The organism is Streptomyces sp. 2P-4 (assembly GCF_030167965.1).
In the GTDB taxonomy this organism is placed as follows: domain Bacteria; phylum Actinomycetota; class Actinomycetes; order Streptomycetales; family Streptomycetaceae; genus Streptomyces; species Streptomyces globosus_A.
This window is the reverse complement of record NZ_CP095011.1, coordinates 4,262,144-4,278,390: the sequence shown is the minus strand read 5'-3', so window position 1 is coordinate 4,278,390 and position 16,247 is coordinate 4,262,144. Positions and strand designations below refer to the sequence as shown.

Below are 16,247 nucleotides of genomic sequence, written 5' to 3'. Positions count from 1 at the left end.
GCGGGTACGCCATAGGCTTCGGCCGTTGCAGACACGGAAGCGGGGACGACGTTGCGCGAATACCGTACGGAGGAACTGGCCGAGGCCGCCGGCATCCCCGTCCGCACCCTGCGCTTCTACCGCGAGCGCAAGCTCCTGCCGCCACCGCGCCGCGAGGGCCGCATCGCCTGGTACGACGACCACCACCTGGCCCGGCTGCGCACCATCGCCGCCCTGCTGGAGCGCGGCCACACCCTCGGCGGGATCGCCGAGCTGACGGCCGCGTTCGAGCGGGGGCGGGACGTCGGCCAGCTCGGCGAGCTGCTCGGCATCGGCTGGTCGGAGGAGACCCCGGTCCGGCTGACCCCGGAGGCGCTCGCCGACTACTTCGAGGGCGAGGTCACCCCGGAGAACCTGGCGGCCTCCCTCGACCTGGGGTACGTCGCCACCGACGGCGACGAGATCGTCCACGTCAGCCGCCGCCTCCTCGACGTCTCCTCGGCCCTGGTCCGCGAGGGCGTCCCGCTCGCGGCGGTCCTGGAGACGGGCCGCCGGGTGCGCGGGCACGCGGACGCCCTGGCCGCGCTGTTCGCCGGGCTGGTCGCCGAGCACCTGCCGGACGACCCCGAGGCGGTCACGCGGCTGCGGCCGCTGGCGAAGAGCGTGGTCGAGGCCGAGCTGTCGATGGCGATGGACCGCCTGCGGGCGGCGGCGGGACCGGCGGACGGGCCACAGGAGGCAGCGGACGGGGCACAGGAGGCAGCAGGCGGAGACGGGGCCGCTCAGACCGCGCCGAGCCCGTAGGCCACCGTCACCGGCGCATGGTCGGACCACCGCTGCGGGTGCGTCTCGGCCCGCTCCACCCACGCCTTCACGGCCCGGTCCGCCAGGCCCGGCGTGGCGACCTGGAGGTCGATGCGCCACCCGGCGTCGTTGTCGAAGGCCCGGCCGCGGTAGGACCACCACGAGTACGGGCCCTCCGTGTCCGGGTGCAGCGCCCGCACCACGTCCACGTACCCGGCCTCGGCGTAGACCTTGCCGAGCCACTCCCGCTCCTCGGGCAGGAAGCCGGCGCTCTTGCGGTTGGTCCGCCAGTTCTTCAGGTCGGCCTCGCGGTGGCAGATGTTCCAGTCGCCGCAGACGACGACCTCCCGCCCGTCCGCCGCGGCCCGCTCCTTCAGCTCGGCCAGGTACGGCAGGAACGCGTCCATGAACCGGTACTTCTCGTCCTGCTTCTCCGTCCCCGCCTCCCCGGAGGGCAGGTACAGGCTCGCGACGGTCACCCCCGGCAGGTCGGCCTCCAGGTAGCGCCCCGACGCGTCGAACTCGGTGCTGCCGAAGCCGACCTGCACCCGCTCCGGCTCCCGCCGCGTGTACAGCGCGACCCCGGCCCGCCCCTTCGCGGCGGCCGGCGCGAAGACGGTGTGCCAGCCCTCGGGCCTGCGGACCTCCAGCGGGATCTGCTCCTCCTCCGCGCGGACCTCCTGGAGGCACACGACGTCGGCGTCGGACCCGGCCAGCCACGGGGAGAACCCCTTCTTGGCGGCGGCGCGGATCCCATTCACGTTCACGGAGGTCACGGTGAGCATCCCAGCACCATAGCCCGACCGTTCCGTACGATGTCCGGATGTCTCACGGGATAGAGATCCGCACCGTGCCGTACGACCACCCGGACGCGGTGAAACTCAACGACGAGGTCCAGCTCGAGTACCAGGAGCGCTACCAGGGCGAGGGCGACGCCACGCACCTGGACCCGGCGATGTTCGCCCCGCCGAACGGCCTGTACCTCCTGGCGTACGACGCCTCGGGCACCCCGGTCGCCAGCGGCGGCTGGCGCCGCCAGGACGAGAACGCGGAGGGCTACTCGGACGGCGACGCCGAGCTGAAGCGCATGTACGTCGTCCCGAGCGCCCGCGGCCTCGGCCTGGCCCGCCGCCTCCTGGCGGAGCTGGAGGCCGACGCCCGCGCCGCCGGCCGCGTCCGCATGGTGCTGGAGACCGGCGACAAGCAGCCCGAGGCCATCGCCCTCTACCTCTCGGAGGGCTACACGATGACGGCCAAGTTCGGCTACTACCGGGAGTACGACTCCAGCCGCTGCATGGCCAAGCCCCTCTCCTGACGCCCGCCTCCCCCGGTCCCGCCCGGCCGTCGCCGGGCGGCCGGGGTCACCCCGTCCGGAGCCGCAGGCGGAAGTCCGGGCAGACGTCCGGGTCCGGGTCGTCGTAGACGAAGGTGCGCTTCGCGTCGATGCCGATGGAGAGCCTGTCGAGGGTGTCGCCCCGCATGATGCCCTCCGGCTCGCTGAAGTCCATGAGGAGCGTGGTCCGGTCCCGGCCGTGGCCCGCCGGGTCCACCACCCAGGTACCGGACCCGCTGAAGGTCTTGCCGAGGTGGGCGTGGAAGGAGCTGCCGCCCGTCGGCCAGTTCTCCACGGTGAAGCTGCCCCCGTGGGCCGTCCCCGGGGTGAGGGCAAGTGTCAGACGGACGCCCTTCGCCTCCAGCTCACCGTCGAACGTCCCCGCCAGCTGCGCCGCGCCCGCGGTGTCCGCGGCCTCCGGGACGCACCGCTCGAACGCGTCGGAGCCGCAGCCGGTGAGCAGCCCGGCCAGGGCGGCGAGCACCGCCACGCCCCCCGCCGCCCGCACCCTGCGCCGGTACATCGGTCACTTCCCTTCCGCGGGGACGCGCTCGGTCCACGTGATCTTCTGGTCGATCGTGGAGAACACGCCGTCCTCCCGGTTGAAGTTCTCCAGCCAGTCGTAGTAGCCGACGTAGTGCAGGAACGATTCGTTGCTGGTCGAGTTGTTCAGCGTGTACTCGACGACGAGCGAGCCGTCGGGGTCCTGGCCCTTGACGCTGTAGTCGAGGGAGTACGAGCCCATGAACGCCTCGCCGAGGTGGTCCTCGTCGGCGGTGGCGATCGCCGGGATGTCCGTGCCGACCAGCTTGCGGAGCGCCCCGAGCTTGCCGTCCTTGGAGATCGAGTAGCTGACGGTGCCCTCCTGCTGCCCGTTCTCCTGCCACTTGGAGAGGGTGTCGGCGCGCAGCCGCTCCATGCTCACGCTGTCCTTAATGAGCTCGGTCATCGTGTCGCCGTCGTGGTACTCGCGGTTGCGCGGCCCGCTGCCGGAGACCCAGTCCCAGCCCAGCGAGTACGCGCCCTCGCCCTTGCGCACCGGGTACGGGTCCTTGCCCTGCATCGCCAGGTTGAGGGCGTTGTAGTCGGCCTCGGAGATCCGGTTCGTGGTGTCGATGCTGCTGTGCCCGGGGTTCGGGTTGAACCACTGGCCCAGGCCGATGTCCGACATCAGCGCGAACGCCATGTTCCGGTCGGCGGCGATGCCCCGCCGGACGATGTCGTTGATCTCCCGCTGGGCGGCCTCGATGGCCTTCGCCTCCGGCGAGTCCTTCGCGATCTCCTTGCACCGGCCGTTGAACACGGTGGTCGCGGCGACCCCGCTCGCCTGGATGAACACGCCCTTCTCCTGCGCCCGCCGCACGGCGTCCTGCAGGTCCTTCTTGACCGCCTTGAACTCGCCGAGCGCGTCCTCGATGACACCGATCGCCGCCTTGGCGACCTTCGTCGCGGAGTCGACCTGCCGCTCGATGTCGTCGATCATCCGCCAGGCGTACGGGGCCGCAGCGCCCTCCCAGTAACCCTTGTCGCGCAGCGGCTTCAGCATCTCGTCCCGGACGCGCCGCGGCAGCTTGGCCAGCGCCTCGTGCGTGGTGCGCCACTGGGTGAGGAGGGTCTCCAGCGGCGCCAGGTCGGTCTCCAGGATCTCCTGGTAGAAGGTGGTGGACATCAGAGCCCCTGGAGCTTGGACGGGCGCCGGACACCGGTGAACGACTGGTCGATCCCCGCGTCGGTCGTCTTGTAGCCGCGGGCGCCGATGCGCAGGCTCTCGGAGATGTGCGCGAGCCACCCGGCGACCGTGCCGGCCTGCTTCTCCCACTGCAGGTGCGCGGCGCGCAGGCTCTTCCCGGACTCCCACCCGTTCATGGCCCTCGCGGCCTTCCGCGCGGGCTCCTCCAGCGCGGCCGCCGGCTTGGTGAAGGCGGTGTGGATCTCGTCGGCACTCCCGGCGGCCTTGGTGAGCACGGCGGGCTCGATGACGAGCTCCTGCCCGGACGCCCCGGGCCCCTGGGGCGGCAGCAGCCCCGGCGGCTGGAGCAGCCCCGGCGGCTGGAGCAGCCCCGGCGGCTGCCCACCGTTGGGCGGCACCAGCAACGGCGGAGCCGGCGTCAGCGTCCGCGGGGTCAGCGGATCCCGGAAGCTCCCGGGCTCCGGAGCCACGAAAACGGAAGCCCCCCACTGGGACTTGTGCCGTTCCAGCTCGTCCGGCGACAGCGGAAGCCGCTCGGGCTCCGGCAACGTGTCATCGGCCATGTACGCAACTCCCCCTATGCGAACGCAAGCACGCGAACATCAAAGCAAGCCCACCCTAGCCCAGCCCGCAAACCCGCCACCCCCACCCCTCAACCCATTAGCAAACACTGGCCCGTTGAGGACGCACTGCACGGAACCCCTCGCAACGAGTGAGCATTCGGGGGCCGCAGGCGCCCGAATGAACCTCGGCGATCCGGAAGACGTGCGACAGTCCGCCGCCACAAGACCCAAGGCCGCCGCAGCACGCGCAGGGGAGCGCCGCCGGCTGCAGCAACGTGGCCGGGAAGGGGCGGTTGTCTGAGTGCAGGTGAGTGAGCCTGCCCCGGCCGCGTACGGATGAGAGGGCACTGTCGCCGGCGCCCTGAAAGGCTGGGCCGAAAGCCCCCGGACCTGAAGCGGCGACCGGGTTGCGGCCGGCCGACGAACGGTCGGCGCCGGCCGACGTACGGGAGGTGCTGCTGTGTCGGCTGCGGAGAGGCGATCCACCATCGCGCTCCTCCCGATCGTCTCTGGGCTCTCCCTCGCCTTTACGGTCACGGCCGTGGACCCGCTGATCCTCAGCCTGAACATGCCGCAGATCAGCCGGGCCCTCGACGTGCCGCCCGACGCCGTCGGGTTCCTGGGCGGCGCGGCGACGCTGGTCGTGGCAGCCGCCGTGCTCGCCGTGGGCAGCCTCGGGGACGCCTTCGGGCTCAAGCGGCTGCTGATGCTGGGGCTGGTCGGCGACATCGCCGTCAACCTGCTCTCCGCGCTCTCCCCCGGCTACGTGTTCCTGCTGGTGATGCGCCTCCTCGACGGCTTGGCTCTGGCCGCGATGCTGGGAGTGTCGCTGGCCCTGCTCAAGGCGTCGGTCCCGGCGGAGAGACGGCCGGCGGCCATCGGCATCTTCATGGCCATCGAGATGGTGCTGTGCGGAGTGACCCCCGCGGCCGGGGGCTGGCTGGTGGAGGCACTCGGCTGGCGGTGGCTGTTCCTGGTCGCCCCGCTCCTGTCGCTGGTGGCTCTCGGGCTGACGGCCCGCTACGTCACCGAGCCCCCCGTCCTGCAGCGCCGGGGAGTCGACGTCGTCGGCGTCAGCCTGGTCGGCCTCGCCCTGCTGACCCTCGTCCACGGCATCGCCGAGGCCGAGAACGGGATCATCCGGATCGAGGCCTGGCTGCCGTTGGTGATCAGTGCGATCGCCGGCGTGCTGTTCGTGTTCCACGAGCGCCGGACACCCGAACCGGTCCTGGAGCTGTCGCTGTTCCGGAGCGGCGCGTTCACCGTTGCTGCGCTGTCCAGTCTGACGCTGAACTTCGCCGTCGCGGGGTTCAGTTTCGTCCTGGGGCAGTTCGGCAGTGTGATCCTGTCGCTGCCCCCGCGCACGATCGGCCTGCTGTTTCTGCCCGGTACCCTGCTGATCGCAGGCGCTGTCATCCTCGCCGGGCGCCTGATCGAGAAGTACGCCCCCCGGCCGGTCCTCATCACCGGCCTGCTGTTGCTGGTCGCGAGCGGGCTGCTGATGGCGGCCACCGCCGAGACCACGATGGCGTTGTGGATCCTCGTACTGGCCACCTGGCTCGCCAACCTCGGCTCGCTGGTGGCCTCCGCCTCGGTGGCCGAGACCATCCTCTCGCACGCCCCGTCCGGAAAGTCCGGCGCCGTGGCCTCCGTTCAGCCGGCGTTCGGCATGACCGGCTACGCGCTCGGCCCCGCCGTCTACCTCCTGCTGCTCAACGTCTTCTTCCAACGGCAGTGGCTCAACGACGCCGATGCGCGCGGTATGTCGGCGACCCAGGCCGAGCAGGCCGTGGACGCGACCCGAAGCGCCATGGCGCGCAGTCCGGGCACCGCCGGATACGACCCGAACCTGCTCCGGCAGTCCGGACTGGACCTCGGGCTGGACCTCACCAACGGCCTGAGGCTGACCATGCTGGTCACGAGCCTCCTGCCGCTCGCCCTGGCCGTGGCGGCGTACGTGCTCATGCCCCGCCGGAGCCGGACTGCACCGCAGGACCCACCGGAGTGACGGATCGAACGGCTTCCTGCCCCGGCAGGGTTCCGAACGGGAACCGGCAGGCGCCCGGCAGGTCCCGCTGGGACTCCGACGCCATCGCCGGGGTGGTCGCTCCGGACTGCACTCTCGTCGACAAGGGCAGCGGGAGGAAGCTGGAGGGCCGGGAGGGGTTCACCTGGCTCGCCAGAGCCCTGTTCGACGCGATGCCCGACGCCACGTTCACCCTCGACCGCCTCACGTCCCAGGGGGACACGGTGGTAGTCGAGTACACGGGCAGCGGGACACAGACCGGCGACCTGGTCCTGCACGCGGGCACCGTGCCCGCCACCGGCCGTCACGTCACGCTGCACGCGTGCGACATCTACGAGCTCAAGGACGGCAAGATCCAGGAGGGCCGGGCCTACCTGGACACCGGCGCAATCATGAACCAGCTCGGCCTGACGGAGCAGTTGCGGGCCTGACCGCGAGAAGCGCCCCGGTGGCCGCGGTGAAAGCACCGCCCGAGGCCCCGCCCGCGTTCGGACACCGCCTCGCGCAAGCTCTGCAAACGCAGAGATCCCGCCCAGCTTCTCGGCTGAACGGGATCTCGTGACGTTTCTTGAGAGCTACTCAAGAACTGCCGTTTGTGGACCTGTGGGGATTTGAACCCCAGACCCCCTCGATGCGAACGAGGTGCGCTACCAGACTGCGCCACAGGCCCTTGCGACGTGTGAAACATTAGCATCCCCGCGTCGCAGCACCAAAATCCGTTCCCGGGGGCGGTGCTGCGGGTGTCATTCGTTGGCGGCGCGGGGGCGGTCGTCGCTTTCGTACTGGTCGAACAGGGGGGTGCGGCCGCGGGGGCGCGGGGGCTGCGGGGCAGCTGCCTCGGGCTTGGCCGCGGCCGGCTGGGCGCGCAGGCGCGGGTCTGTCGGCTCGGCGGTGCTGGAGCGGGTGGCGCTCCAGCCGTCGGGGGCGGCGGGGCCGGTGGCCCGGGGGGCGACGGGGGCCGTCACGTACGTGGGCAGGGGCACGGGGACGGGCTCCCAGCTCTCGCCGCGGGCCGGCCCGCGCTCCCGCTCGCGCTGCTGGTCCACCCACTCGGCGTGGTCGGTCTGCTCGACGAGCGCGCGGCGGCCCGCCTCCTGCGGGGAGACGGGCGGTGCGGGTTCGGGGTCGGCGCCGGGGGGCTCCTCGGGCTCGCGGCGGCGCTGGCGGCTCTCGCGCAGGTGGCGGGCCGCGGCTTCGGCGCGCCGCCGGTCCATCGTGAACTCGTAGCGCCGGCGCTCCTGGGTGCGCAGGTACGCGATGTACGCGCTGAGCAGGATCGCAGGCCCGGCCGGCGCCCAGAGGTAGGCGACGCCGCCGACGGCGGCGACGATCGCGCCGAGGGTGAAGACGAGGAAGAGCAGCGCGGTGGTGCGGCGGCGGCGGGCGAGCACCTGGAGGCGCTGTTCGCGCCGGTGCCGCTCGGCCACGGCCGACCGCGGCTCGGACCTGGTCGGGGGCACGCCGACGGACCGGGCGTCGGCGTCCACGGAATTCACCGTTTCCGTCGCGGCGTCCGGATCCGCGTGGTACTGGGGCTCCGCCTCCTGGGTACCGCGTTCACGCAGCCCCTTGGCGTAACGGCGCTCCATTCCCGCCCGGCCGGAAAGCAGCCGAATGGCAGTGGAGAAGCGTTCCGTCGGACGGGCCTCGTTCAGCTCGTCCTGCCTCCGGAGCCACATGGGCACCAAGTAGGCGGCCCAGGCCCCCACGATGACTGCGTAGATGAGGCCGCTGCTGCTCACACCCCACACGGTAGAGGGACGCGGGCGGGCGGATCCGCCAATTGGACCGGTGTGTCGCACGAACTGGCTGATATCACCGACTTTTTTTGTGACTCTTCGGATCAGGATATGGGCGAATCGGTTCCGCGCGGCGATTAATTCGAACGGATATTCGGATTATGGCGTCGGCTCGCGACCTGCTTTATGGCGCCGCCGGACCCGCTCCCGTCGCTCCCGTCCCCGTTCCCGTTCCCGTCCCGTTCCGCTGCCCCCGCGTGCGGTGCCAGCGGGCGAGGAGGCCCTCCGGGATCTCCTCCGCCGTGAGCGCGTACACCAGGTGGTCGCGCCATGCGCCGTCGATGTGCAGGTAGCGGGGCCGCAGCCCCTCCTCCCGGAAGCCGAGCTTCTCTACCACGCGCCGGCTCGGCCCGTTCTCGGGGCGGATGCACACCTCGATGCGGTGCAGGCCGACCTTGCGGAAGCAGTGGTCCACCGCCAGCGCGACCGCCGTGGGCATGACGCCCCGCCCGGCGACTTCGCGGTCCACCCAGTAGCCGACGTGGCCGGCGCACATGGAGCCCCAGGTGATCCCGGCGACCGTCAGCTGCCCGACGAGCCGGCCCTCGTACTCGACGACGAACGGCAGCATCCGCCCCGCGTTCGCCTCGGCCCGCAGGTGGCGGACCATCTGCCGGTACGTGGGCCGCTCGACGACCGGCCCCCACGGCGCGGGCGGCGGGATCGTCGCCTCCCAGGGCCGCAGCCATTCGCGGTTGCGCCGGTTGACCTCGCGCCAGGCGCTGTGGTCGCGCTGCCGTATCGGCCGCAGCGTGACGGCACCGTCGGCCAGCACCACCGGCCAGGTGGGGCCGTTCAGCTCGGGCTCCCCGTCGGCCCCTCCGGCCCCGCCGGCCGGGGATGGTCGCCGCCGCGGAGCTGGTCCACTGCGTGCGGCAGGATCCGGGCGAGGACGGCGAGGCCGTCGCGCACGCCGCCCGTCGAGCCCGGCAGGTTCACGATCAGGGTGCGGCCGGCGACGCCCGCCAGTCCGCGCGAGAGGGCCGCGGCCGGCACCTTGGCCAGGCCCTCGGCGCGGATCGCCTGCGGGATGCCCGGCACCTCGTAGTCCAGCACGCGGGCGGTGGCGTCCGGCGTGCGGTCGGTGGGCGAGATGCCGGTGCCGCCGGTGGTGAGGATGACGTCGTACCCGGCGGCGACCCCCTCGCGCAGCGCCTGCTCGACGGGGTCCCCGTCGGGGACGACGCGCGGGCCGTCGACGGCGAAGCCGAGCGCCTGCAGCCCCTCGGCCAGCAGCGGCCCGCCCTTGTCCGCGTACACGCCCGCGGAGGCGCGGTTGGAGGCCGTCACGACGAGCCCCCGCGGGGCCGCGGCCGGCGGGGCCGGCACGGAGCCTCCGCCAGCGCCCCCGCCGCGGGTGTCGCTGTCGCTGTGGCTGTGGCTGTAGGCGTCGCCGCCGCGCGGGGCGTTCACGCGCGCCTCCAGTCGCCCGACTTTCCGCCCGTCTTCTCCTCGACCCGGACGTCGGTGATGACGGCGCCCTTGTCGACCGCCTTGACCATGTCGACGACGGTCAGCCCGGCGACCGCGACGGCCGTCAGCGCTTCCATCTCGACACCCGTCCGGTCCGCCGTCTTCACCGTCGCGAGGATCTCCACGGCGTCGTCGGCGACGGACAGCTCGACCTTCACACCCGAGACGGCCAGCGGGTGGCAGAGCGGGATGAGGTCGGGCGTCTTCTTCGCCCCCATGATCCCGGCGATCCGCGCGGTGGCGAGGGCGTCGCCCTTCGGTACGCCCTCGCCCCGCAGCAGCCCGACCACCTGCGGGGAGACGAGGACGCGCCCGCTGGCGCGCGCCGTCCGCGTGGTGACGTCCTTCTCCGAGACGTCCACCATCCGGGCTGCTCCGGCCTCGTCGATGTGCGTCAGCCTGTCCTGCGTGTTCATGGGTCCGTGCCGCTCCCGCTCCCGGGCCCCGAGGGGGCCTGTGTGGTGCAACACGCTACCCGCACCCGCCGCCGCCCGGCGGCCCCGGGGCGCGGGTGCAGGGCCCGCGGGCGTCAGCCGAGCAGGACCACGTCGAGCTCGGCGCCCGGCTCCACGGAGGTGACGTCCTCCGGTACGACGATCAGCGCGTCGGCGTGTGCCAGCGCGGCGATCAGGTGCGACCCGGAGCCGCCGACCGGGCTGACGGTGCCGGCCTCGGGGCGGTGGGCGCCGCGCAGGAACTGGCGCCTTCCGGCCGGGGAGGTGAGGGCCTTGTCGGCCTCCAGCCGGGCCCGCACCACGGGCCGGCCGACGTCGGGGAGGCCCATCAGGGTGCGGATCGCGGGCCGGACGAACAGCTCGAAGGAGACGTACGAGGACACGGGGTTGCCGGGGAGGGCGAGCAGCGGGGTGTGGTCGGGGCCGATGGTGCCGAAGCCCTGCGGCTTGCCCGGCTGCATGGCGATCTTCCGGAAGTCCATGCGCCCGGCGTCGGGCCCGCCGTCGGCCGCGCCGGCCGAGGACAGCGCCTCCTTGACGACGTCGTACGCGCCGACGCTGACGCCTCCGGTGGTGACCAGCAGGTCGGCGCGGACCAGCTGGTCCTCGATGGCCGCCTTCAGGGTCTCGGCGTCGTCGGCGACGGCGCCGACGCGGTAGGCGATGGCGCCGGCGTCCCGGGCGGCGGCGGCCAGCGCGAAGCTGTTGGAGTCGTAGATCGATCCGGAGGTCAGCGCCTCGCCCGGCTGGACGAGTTCGCTGCCGGTGGACATGACGACCACGCGGGGCCGCGGCCGCACCCGTACGGTGCCCCGCCCGATGGCGGCCAGGAGGGCGATCTGCGGCGGCCCGAGGACGGTGCCCGCGGCCAGGGCGAGGTCGCCGGCGCGGACGTCGCTGCCGCGCGCGCGGACGTGCGCCCGCGCCTGCGCCGGCCGGTGCACCCGCACCTCGCCGCCGGCGCCCTCGGGGGCGGCGCTCGCCGGGGCCATCCCGGCGGCGGCCCCGGCGCCCGTACCGCCGTCGGTCCACTCGACGGGGACGACGGCCTCCGCGCCGGGCGGCAGCGGGGCGCCGGTCATGATCCGGGCGGCCTGGCCGGGGCCGACGGCGGGCAGCTCGCCGCTGCCGGCCGCGACGTCCCCGATGACGGTGAGCACCGCGGGGAACTCCTCGCTGGCGCCCTGCACGTCGGCGGTGCGGACCGCGTACCCGTCCATCGAGCTGTTGTCGAAGGGCGGGAGCGCGACGGGCACGGTGACGTCCTCGACGAGGACGCAGCCCTGTGCGTCGAGCAGTTGGAGCTCGATCGGCTCCAGCGGCCGGACGGCCGCGAGGATGTCAGCGAGGTGCTCGTCCACCGACCACAGCCGGCTGCTGCCGGTGTCCTGCTGCGACGCGTCAGGGCTGCTCAAGGTGCTACATCTCCTCCGTGACGTAACGGTGAAGCCAGGTGCGGAACTCGGGGCCCAGGTCCTCGCGCTCGCACGCGAGGCGGACGATGGCCCGCAGGTAGTCGCCGCGGTCCCCGGTGTCGTAGCGGCGGCCCCGGAAGACCACGCCGTGCACCGGGCCGCCGACGGTCTCGTCGGCGGCCAGCTTCTGCAGGCCGTCGGTGAGCTGGATCTCCCCGCCGCGGCCCGGCTCGGTCTCCCGCAGTATGTCGAAGATCGCGGGGTTGAGGACATAGCGCCCGATGACGGCGTAGTTGCTGGGCGCCTCGGCCGGGTCCGGCTTCTCGACGAGGCCGGTGACGCGGACGACGTCCGCCTCGTCGGTCGGCTCGACGGCCGCGCAGCCGTACAGGTGGACGCTGGCCGGGTCGACCTCCATGAGGGCGACGACGGTGCCGCCGGTGCGCGCGTGGACCTCGGCCATCCGGCGCAGCAGCGGGTCGCGGGGGTCGATCAGGTCGTCGCCGAGGAGGACGGCGAAGGGCTCGTTCCCTACGTGCGGCTCGGCGCACAGGACGGCGTGGCCGAGGCCGCGGGGGTCGCCCTGGCGGACGTAGTGCATCGTCGCCAGGTCGCTGGACTCCTGCACCTTCTTGAGGCGGTCGTCGTCGCCCTTGGCGGTGAGGGCGGACTCCAGCTCGTAGTTGCGGTCGAAGTGGTCTTCGAGTGCGCGCTTGTTACGTCCCGTGATCATGAGTACGTCGTCCAGGCCGGCCGAGACGGCTTCCTCGACGACGTACTGGATGGCCGGCTTGTCCACGACCGGGAGCATTTCCTTGGGCGTCGCCTTCGTCGCCGGAAGGAAGCGGGTGCCGAGGCCCGCGGCAGGGATGACTGCCTTTTTGATCACGGGGTGCAACTGAGTCATGGGCAGAACCATAGTGGGTGATGCCGTGGCCCCAGCTTGGATTCCAGCAAAAACGTCACGGTCTGAGCCGATTTGAAAGGATAACTGAGACCGCTGTGGTAGAGAACCCGCCGAACGCGTCGAACCCGTCCGAAAAGGCGCTGCTGCGCCGCGGCCTCCTGGCCGCCCGCCGCGCCCTGCCCGCCGAGGCCCTGGCCGGCGCGGCGCGCGCGCTGTCCCGCTCCGCCCTCGCCCTGCCCGAACTGGCCGGCGCCCGCACCGTCGCGGCCTACGTCTCGGTCGGCAGCGAGCCGGGCACCCGGGACCTCCTGGACGCGCTGCGCGCGGCGGGGAAGCGGGTGCTGCTGCCCGTCCTGCTGCCGGACAACGACCTGGACTGGGCCCCGTACGAGGGCCCCGGCTCCCTCGCCGAGAGCGTCCGGCCGGGGTTCATGGCGCTGCTGGAGCCGGTCGGCCCGCGGCTCGGCCCGGAGGCGGTCACCGGCGCCGACGCGGTGCTGCTGCCGGGCCTTGCGGTGGACCGCCGCGGCATGCGCCTCGGGCGCGGCGGGGGCTCGTACGACCGGGTGCTGGCGCGGCTGGAGCGGGCGGGGGCGCATCCGGCGCTGGTGGTGCTCCTCTACGACGACGAGGTGGTCGCGCGGCTCCCGGAGGAACCGCACGACCACCCCGTCCAGGCGGTGGCCACCCCCTCGGGGGTGGTCAGGTTCACGGCTTCAGCGTGAGGGTCTCCACGGTCGCCCGGTCCACGGCCTCCTTGCCGAAGGGCCAGTCGAGAAGCTCGCCCTTGGCCCAGAGGGTCGTCTGGTCCGTGTAGTTGCCGTGGTAGGCGTGGCCCGAGGCGCCGGTGAGGTTGATCCAGCGGGACTTGTCCAGGTCGTGGAGGTTCACGACCATGCGCATCGACGGGACCCAGGTGACCCCGTACCCGCCGGAGGCGTTCCAGCCGGTCGCGTTGACGGTGGCCTCGCCGCCGCCGAGGTTCCAGGGGCCGCGGTTGAGGAGCCACTGCATGAAGCCCGGGCCCTCGGTGCCGATCGTCTGGTTCTTCAGGGTCAGCTGGTGCAGGCGGCCCCAGCTCCAGGTGGACTGGTCCTTGCCGAGCTTGGCGGTCAGCTCCCAGCGGGCGTCGACCATGGCGCGGGCGAAGAGCTGGTCGCGGGTGGTCGCCGCAGGCTTGTTGCGGACGGCCGGGGAGTGCCACCAGGTCGACTTCTCGTCCTTGACGAGGCGGCGGACCACCTCGAACCAGCGGTCGCCGCCGTCGGGCTGCGCCGAGTCGGCGTCTCGGGTTCCGCATTCGCGGACCACCTCGGCGAGGTCGTCGGCGGGGCCGCTGCTGGTGTCGTGGACGTTCAGGCAGCTGCCCTCGATGCGGAGCTCCTTCGGCATCTTGTCGGCGAAGGCCAGCCTGAGGATGTTGCGCCAGACGGCGTTGAAGTAGGCCGCGGCCGCCGAGTCGGGCTCCTGCGTGTAGTTCCAGCCGTCCAGGAGCTTCTGCGCGGAGCGGACGTCCGGGTCGTTGATCTCGATCTTCGACAGCATCGGGGTCAGCAGCGCGGCGATCTCGCTGCCGTTGTCCATCTGCATGGCCCGCATGTCGTCGGTGGAGATCTTGCCGCTGTCCTTGGTCTTCGCCTCGATGAGGTCGTTGATCCGCTGGCTGCGGGCGCCGTAGCCCCAGTCGGACGTCAGGGTGTACGGGTACTTGCCGGCGCCGGTGCCGCTCTCGACGACGGCCTGGTTGGCGGTGACGATGTAGCCGCGGGCCGGGTTGAAGTCGTAGGGCATCTCGTCCTGCGGGATGTAGCCCCCGCTGCCGTCCTTGCCGTCCTTGCCGTCCTTGCCGTCCTTCCAGGCGTACTTGGAGTCCCAGCCGGGGGCGGGGGTGCGGCCGTCGTGGGCGCCGCGGATCGGGATGCGGCCCGGGGCCTGGTAGCCGATGTTGCCCTCGCGGCCCTTGCTGTCGGCGTAGATGAGGTTCTGGGAGGGCACCTCGAAGTCGCGGGCGGCCTCGCGGAAGGACGCGAAGTCCGTGGCGCGGTTGAGCTTGAAGACGGCGTCCATCGACTTGCCCGGGTCCAGCGCGGTCCAGCGCAGGGCGACGGCGTAGCCGTTGCCGCGGTCGGGGGCGGCGCCGGCGACGGGGGCGCGGGCGCCGACGGTGTCGAGCTCGTCGCTGCGGTCGGAGATCAGCGGTCCGTTGTTGGTGGTGCGGACGGTGATCTTCTTGCTCTTCGCGCCCGCGATCCTGATCTCCTCCTCGCGGGTCTCGAAGGGGATGACCTTGTTGTCGTAGACGTAGCCCTCGGGCTTGACCTGCTCCAGGTAGAGGTCGGTGACGTCGGCGCCCAGGTTCGTCATGCCCCAGGCGATGTCCTTGTTGTGGCCGATCACCACGCCCGGCATACCGGAGAAGGTGTAGCCGGAGACGTCGTACTGGCACTTCGCCGAGACGGCGCGGCAGTGCAGGCCCATCTGGTACCAGACGGACGGCAGCTGCGGGGAGAGGTGCGGGTCGTTGGCGAGGAGCGGCTTGCCGGTGGTCGTGTACTTGCCGGAGACGACCCAGGAGTTCGAGCCGATGCCGCTGCCGTTCGGGCCGAGGATCGCCGGGATCTCGTCCAGGGTCTTCGACAGCGCGGTCAGGCGGGTGCGCAGGCCGGCGCTCGCGCCCGGGGCGCCGGCGGTCTCGGCGAAGCCGTCCGCGGCCGGGGCCGGGCGGGTGGAGACGGGGGAGGCGGGCAGCGTCTGCGAGCGGGAGCCGCCGCCGGTGCCGGTGCCGCCGGAGCCCGAGCCGCTGCCGGAGCCGCCCGCGGAACCGGAGCCCGAGCCCGAGCCGCCCTGCGGGTTGTACTTGCCGCCCTCGATGCGGCCGCCCTCGACGATCGCCTTGTTCCGGTCGAAGGGGTAGGGCGGGTAGAGCTCCTCGATCTGCTGCGGGGTGAGCTTGTTCGCCAGCAGCGCGCGGTCGATCTCGTCCTGCATGTTGGCGCGCAGGTCCCAGGCCATGGCCTTCAGCCAGGCCACCGAGTCGACGGGCGTCCACTGCTCGGGCTGGTAGTCGTCGCTGAGCTTGAGGGCGGCGTGCTCGACGGAGAGGTCCTTGCCGGACTTGCCCTTGAGGTAGGCGTTGACGCCGTCGGCGTAGGCCTGGAGGTACTTCTTCGTGTCGTTCGAGAGCTTGGTGTTGTACTCGGCCTCCGCGACGCGGCGCCAGCCGAGGGTGCGCAGGAACGCGTCCGTCTCGACCTGGCCGGGGCCGAACATCTCGGAGAGGCGGCCGGAGGTCATGTGGCGGCGGACGTCCATCTCCCAGAAGCGGTCCTGGGCGTGGACGAAGCCCTGCGCGCGGAAGAGGTCGTCGTCGTTGTCGGCGTAGAGCTGCGGGATCCCGTGGGCGTCGCGCTTGACCTCGACGGTCCCGGTGAGGCCGGGCACGGAGAGGGTGCCGCTCGTCTGCGGGAAGGAGGCGCGGATGGTGTCCGCGCTCCAGTACGTCCCGTACCCGAAGCCCGCGAGGAGCCCCAGGACCAGAACGAGCACGATCAGACGGGCGCGTCGTCCCTTCTTCTTGGCGGAAGGGGCGGTTTCGTTGGCGGGCATCGCTGTCCTTCGAGGGGCAGGGTGGTCCTGGGAATGCTGAGAGCAACCATAGGCGCAGGACCGGGTTCGTTGATCCGGCAGGGGTCGACGTCCTCAGGACAGGCCCGAACAGGCGTTTCACAATGTGGGTATCGCGTAAAGGATGTGTCAAAGATTAGATAAGGTAACGAACTACATCACCGCCGGTCGCCCGGAGG

General features: G+C 72.2%; 16 protein-coding genes and 1 tRNA gene. 5 read left to right on the top strand and 12 right to left on the bottom strand.

The window, feature by feature from the left end; all coding sequences use genetic code 11:
* Positions 1–51: 51 nt before the first annotated feature.
* Positions 52–783 (top strand): MerR family transcriptional regulator, encoded by a 732-nt coding sequence (locus tag MUK52_RS18950; RefSeq protein ID WP_246042711.1) that lies wholly within the window; start codon positions 52–54, stop codon positions 781–783.
* Here MUK52_RS18950 and MUK52_RS18945 read toward each other — a convergent pair.
* A complete protein-coding gene (locus MUK52_RS18945) occupies positions 762–1,568 on the bottom strand; it encodes an exodeoxyribonuclease III (protein ID WP_174250473.1) in 807 nt (268 codons plus the stop codon). The two genes, MUK52_RS18950 and MUK52_RS18945, sit on opposite strands and share 22 nt — an antisense overlap.
* 38 nt (positions 1,569–1,606) lie before the next feature.
* Between MUK52_RS18945 and MUK52_RS18940 the strand changes: the two genes are divergently transcribed.
* On the top strand, positions 1,607–2,098 hold the full coding sequence (locus MUK52_RS18940; protein WP_114057882.1) for a GNAT family N-acetyltransferase: 492 nt from the start codon (positions 1,607–1,609) through the stop codon (positions 2,096–2,098).
* Between the two features lie 46 nt (positions 2,099–2,144).
* On the opposite strand, the gene MUK52_RS18935 is transcribed toward MUK52_RS18940, so the two are convergent.
* From MUK52_RS18935 to MUK52_RS18925, 3 genes are read right to left on the bottom strand one after another with little or no spacing between them, the layout of a single operon-like run.
* Positions 2,145–2,639, bottom strand: a complete 495-nt coding sequence (locus MUK52_RS18935; protein ID WP_284578472.1) for a hypothetical protein — start codon at positions 2,637–2,639, stop codon at positions 2,145–2,147.
* Between the two features lie 3 nt (positions 2,640–2,642).
* Entirely contained in the window at positions 2,643–3,785 is a 1,143-nt protein-coding gene (locus tag MUK52_RS18930; RefSeq protein WP_284578470.1) for a hypothetical protein, read from the bottom strand.
* Positions 3,785–4,369 carry a WXG100 family type VII secretion target gene (locus MUK52_RS18925; RefSeq protein ID WP_284578467.1) on the bottom strand — a complete coding sequence of 195 codons (585 nt, stop codon included), beginning with the start codon at positions 4,367–4,369 and terminating at the stop codon, positions 3,785–3,787. Before MUK52_RS18925 ends, MUK52_RS18930 begins: the two co-directional genes overlap by 1 nt.
* Positions 4,370–4,829: 460 nt before the next feature.
* Here MUK52_RS18925 and MUK52_RS18920 point away from each other — a divergent pair, with 460 nt between their 5' ends.
* A complete protein-coding gene (locus MUK52_RS18920) occupies positions 4,830–6,377 on the top strand; it encodes an MFS transporter (RefSeq protein ID WP_114057888.1) in 1,548 nt (515 codons plus the stop codon).
* Positions 6,374–6,826 carry an ester cyclase gene (locus MUK52_RS18915; protein WP_284578463.1) on the top strand — a complete coding sequence of 151 codons (453 nt, stop codon included), beginning with the start codon at positions 6,374–6,376 and terminating at the stop codon, positions 6,824–6,826. The genes MUK52_RS18920 and MUK52_RS18915 overlap by 4 nt, the downstream gene beginning before the upstream one ends.
* Positions 6,827–6,991: 165 nt before the next feature.
* On the opposite strand, the gene MUK52_RS18910 is transcribed toward MUK52_RS18915, so the two are convergent.
* The 7 genes from MUK52_RS18910 to galU form a co-directional block, all read right to left on the bottom strand.
* Positions 6,992–7,065 (bottom strand) — tRNA-Ala (locus MUK52_RS18910).
* A 73-nt stretch (positions 7,066–7,138) separates the two neighbouring features.
* Positions 7,139–8,137 (bottom strand): divisome protein SepX/GlpR, encoded by a 999-nt coding sequence (sepX, locus tag MUK52_RS18905; protein ID WP_114057894.1) that lies wholly within the window; start codon positions 8,135–8,137, stop codon positions 7,139–7,141.
* 181 nt (positions 8,138–8,318) lie between these two features.
* Complete coding sequence (locus tag MUK52_RS18900) at positions 8,319–8,972, bottom strand: GNAT family N-acetyltransferase (protein WP_284578461.1); 654 nt, start codon at positions 8,970–8,972, stop codon at positions 8,319–8,321.
* 17 nt (positions 8,973–8,989) lie between these two features.
* A complete protein-coding gene (locus MUK52_RS18895) occupies positions 8,990–9,523 on the bottom strand; it encodes a MogA/MoaB family molybdenum cofactor biosynthesis protein (protein WP_114058967.1) in 534 nt (177 codons plus the stop codon).
* Between the two features lie 80 nt (positions 9,524–9,603).
* The gene (moaC, locus tag MUK52_RS18890; RefSeq protein ID WP_114057896.1) at positions 9,604–10,083 is read right to left on the bottom strand and encodes a cyclic pyranopterin monophosphate synthase MoaC; all 480 of its coding nucleotides are present in this window, start codon (positions 10,081–10,083) and stop codon (positions 9,604–9,606) included.
* A 113-nt stretch (positions 10,084–10,196) separates the two neighbouring features.
* Positions 10,197–11,537: a molybdotransferase-like divisome protein Glp gene (glp, locus tag MUK52_RS18885; RefSeq protein WP_114057897.1), complete on the bottom strand. Its 1,341-nt coding sequence runs from the start codon at positions 11,535–11,537 to the stop codon at positions 10,197–10,199.
* A gap of 4 nt (positions 11,538–11,541) precedes the next feature.
* The gene (galU, locus tag MUK52_RS18880) at positions 11,542–12,444 is read right to left on the bottom strand and encodes a UTP--glucose-1-phosphate uridylyltransferase GalU (RefSeq protein ID WP_114058968.1); all 903 of its coding nucleotides are present in this window, start codon (positions 12,442–12,444) and stop codon (positions 11,542–11,544) included.
* A gap of 95 nt (positions 12,445–12,539) precedes the next feature.
* Here galU and MUK52_RS18875 point away from each other — a divergent pair, with 95 nt between their 5' ends.
* Complete coding sequence (locus MUK52_RS18875) at positions 12,540–13,169, top strand: 5-formyltetrahydrofolate cyclo-ligase (protein WP_284578457.1); 630 nt, start codon at positions 12,540–12,542, stop codon at positions 13,167–13,169.
* Here MUK52_RS18875 and MUK52_RS18870 read toward each other — a convergent pair.
* A complete protein-coding gene (locus MUK52_RS18870) occupies positions 13,153–16,050 on the bottom strand; it encodes a penicillin acylase family protein (protein ID WP_284578455.1) in 2,898 nt (965 codons plus the stop codon). The genes MUK52_RS18875 and MUK52_RS18870 overlap by 17 nt on opposite strands.
* Positions 16,051–16,247 lie beyond the last annotated feature (197 nt).

Coding starts and splice junctions, on each gene's coding strand:
- MUK52_RS18945 (WP_174250473.1), bottom strand. CDS start 1,568: ATGCTCACCGTGACCTCCGTGAACGTGAATGGGATCCGCGCCGCCGCC.
- MUK52_RS18940 (WP_114057882.1), top strand. CDS start 1,607: ATGTCTCACGGGATAGAGATCCGCACCGTGCCGTACGACCACCCGGAC.
- MUK52_RS18935 (WP_284578472.1), bottom strand. CDS start 2,639: ATGTACCGGCGCAGGGTGCGGGCGGCGGGGGGCGTGGCGGTGCTCGCC.
- MUK52_RS18930 (WP_284578470.1), bottom strand. CDS start 3,785: ATGTCCACCACCTTCTACCAGGAGATCCTGGAGACCGACCTGGCGCCG.
- MUK52_RS18925 (WP_284578467.1), bottom strand. CDS start 4,369: ATGGCCGATGACACGTTGCCGGAGCCCGAGCGGCTTCCGCTGTCGCCG.
- moaC (WP_114057896.1), bottom strand. CDS start 10,083: ATGAACACGCAGGACAGGCTGACGCACATCGACGAGGCCGGAGCAGCC.
- galU (WP_114058968.1), bottom strand. CDS start 12,444: ATGACTCAGTTGCACCCCGTGATCAAAAAGGCAGTCATCCCTGCCGCG.
- MUK52_RS18870 (WP_284578455.1), bottom strand. CDS start 16,050: ATGCCCGCCAACGAAACCGCCCCTTCCGCCAAGAAGAAGGGACGACGC.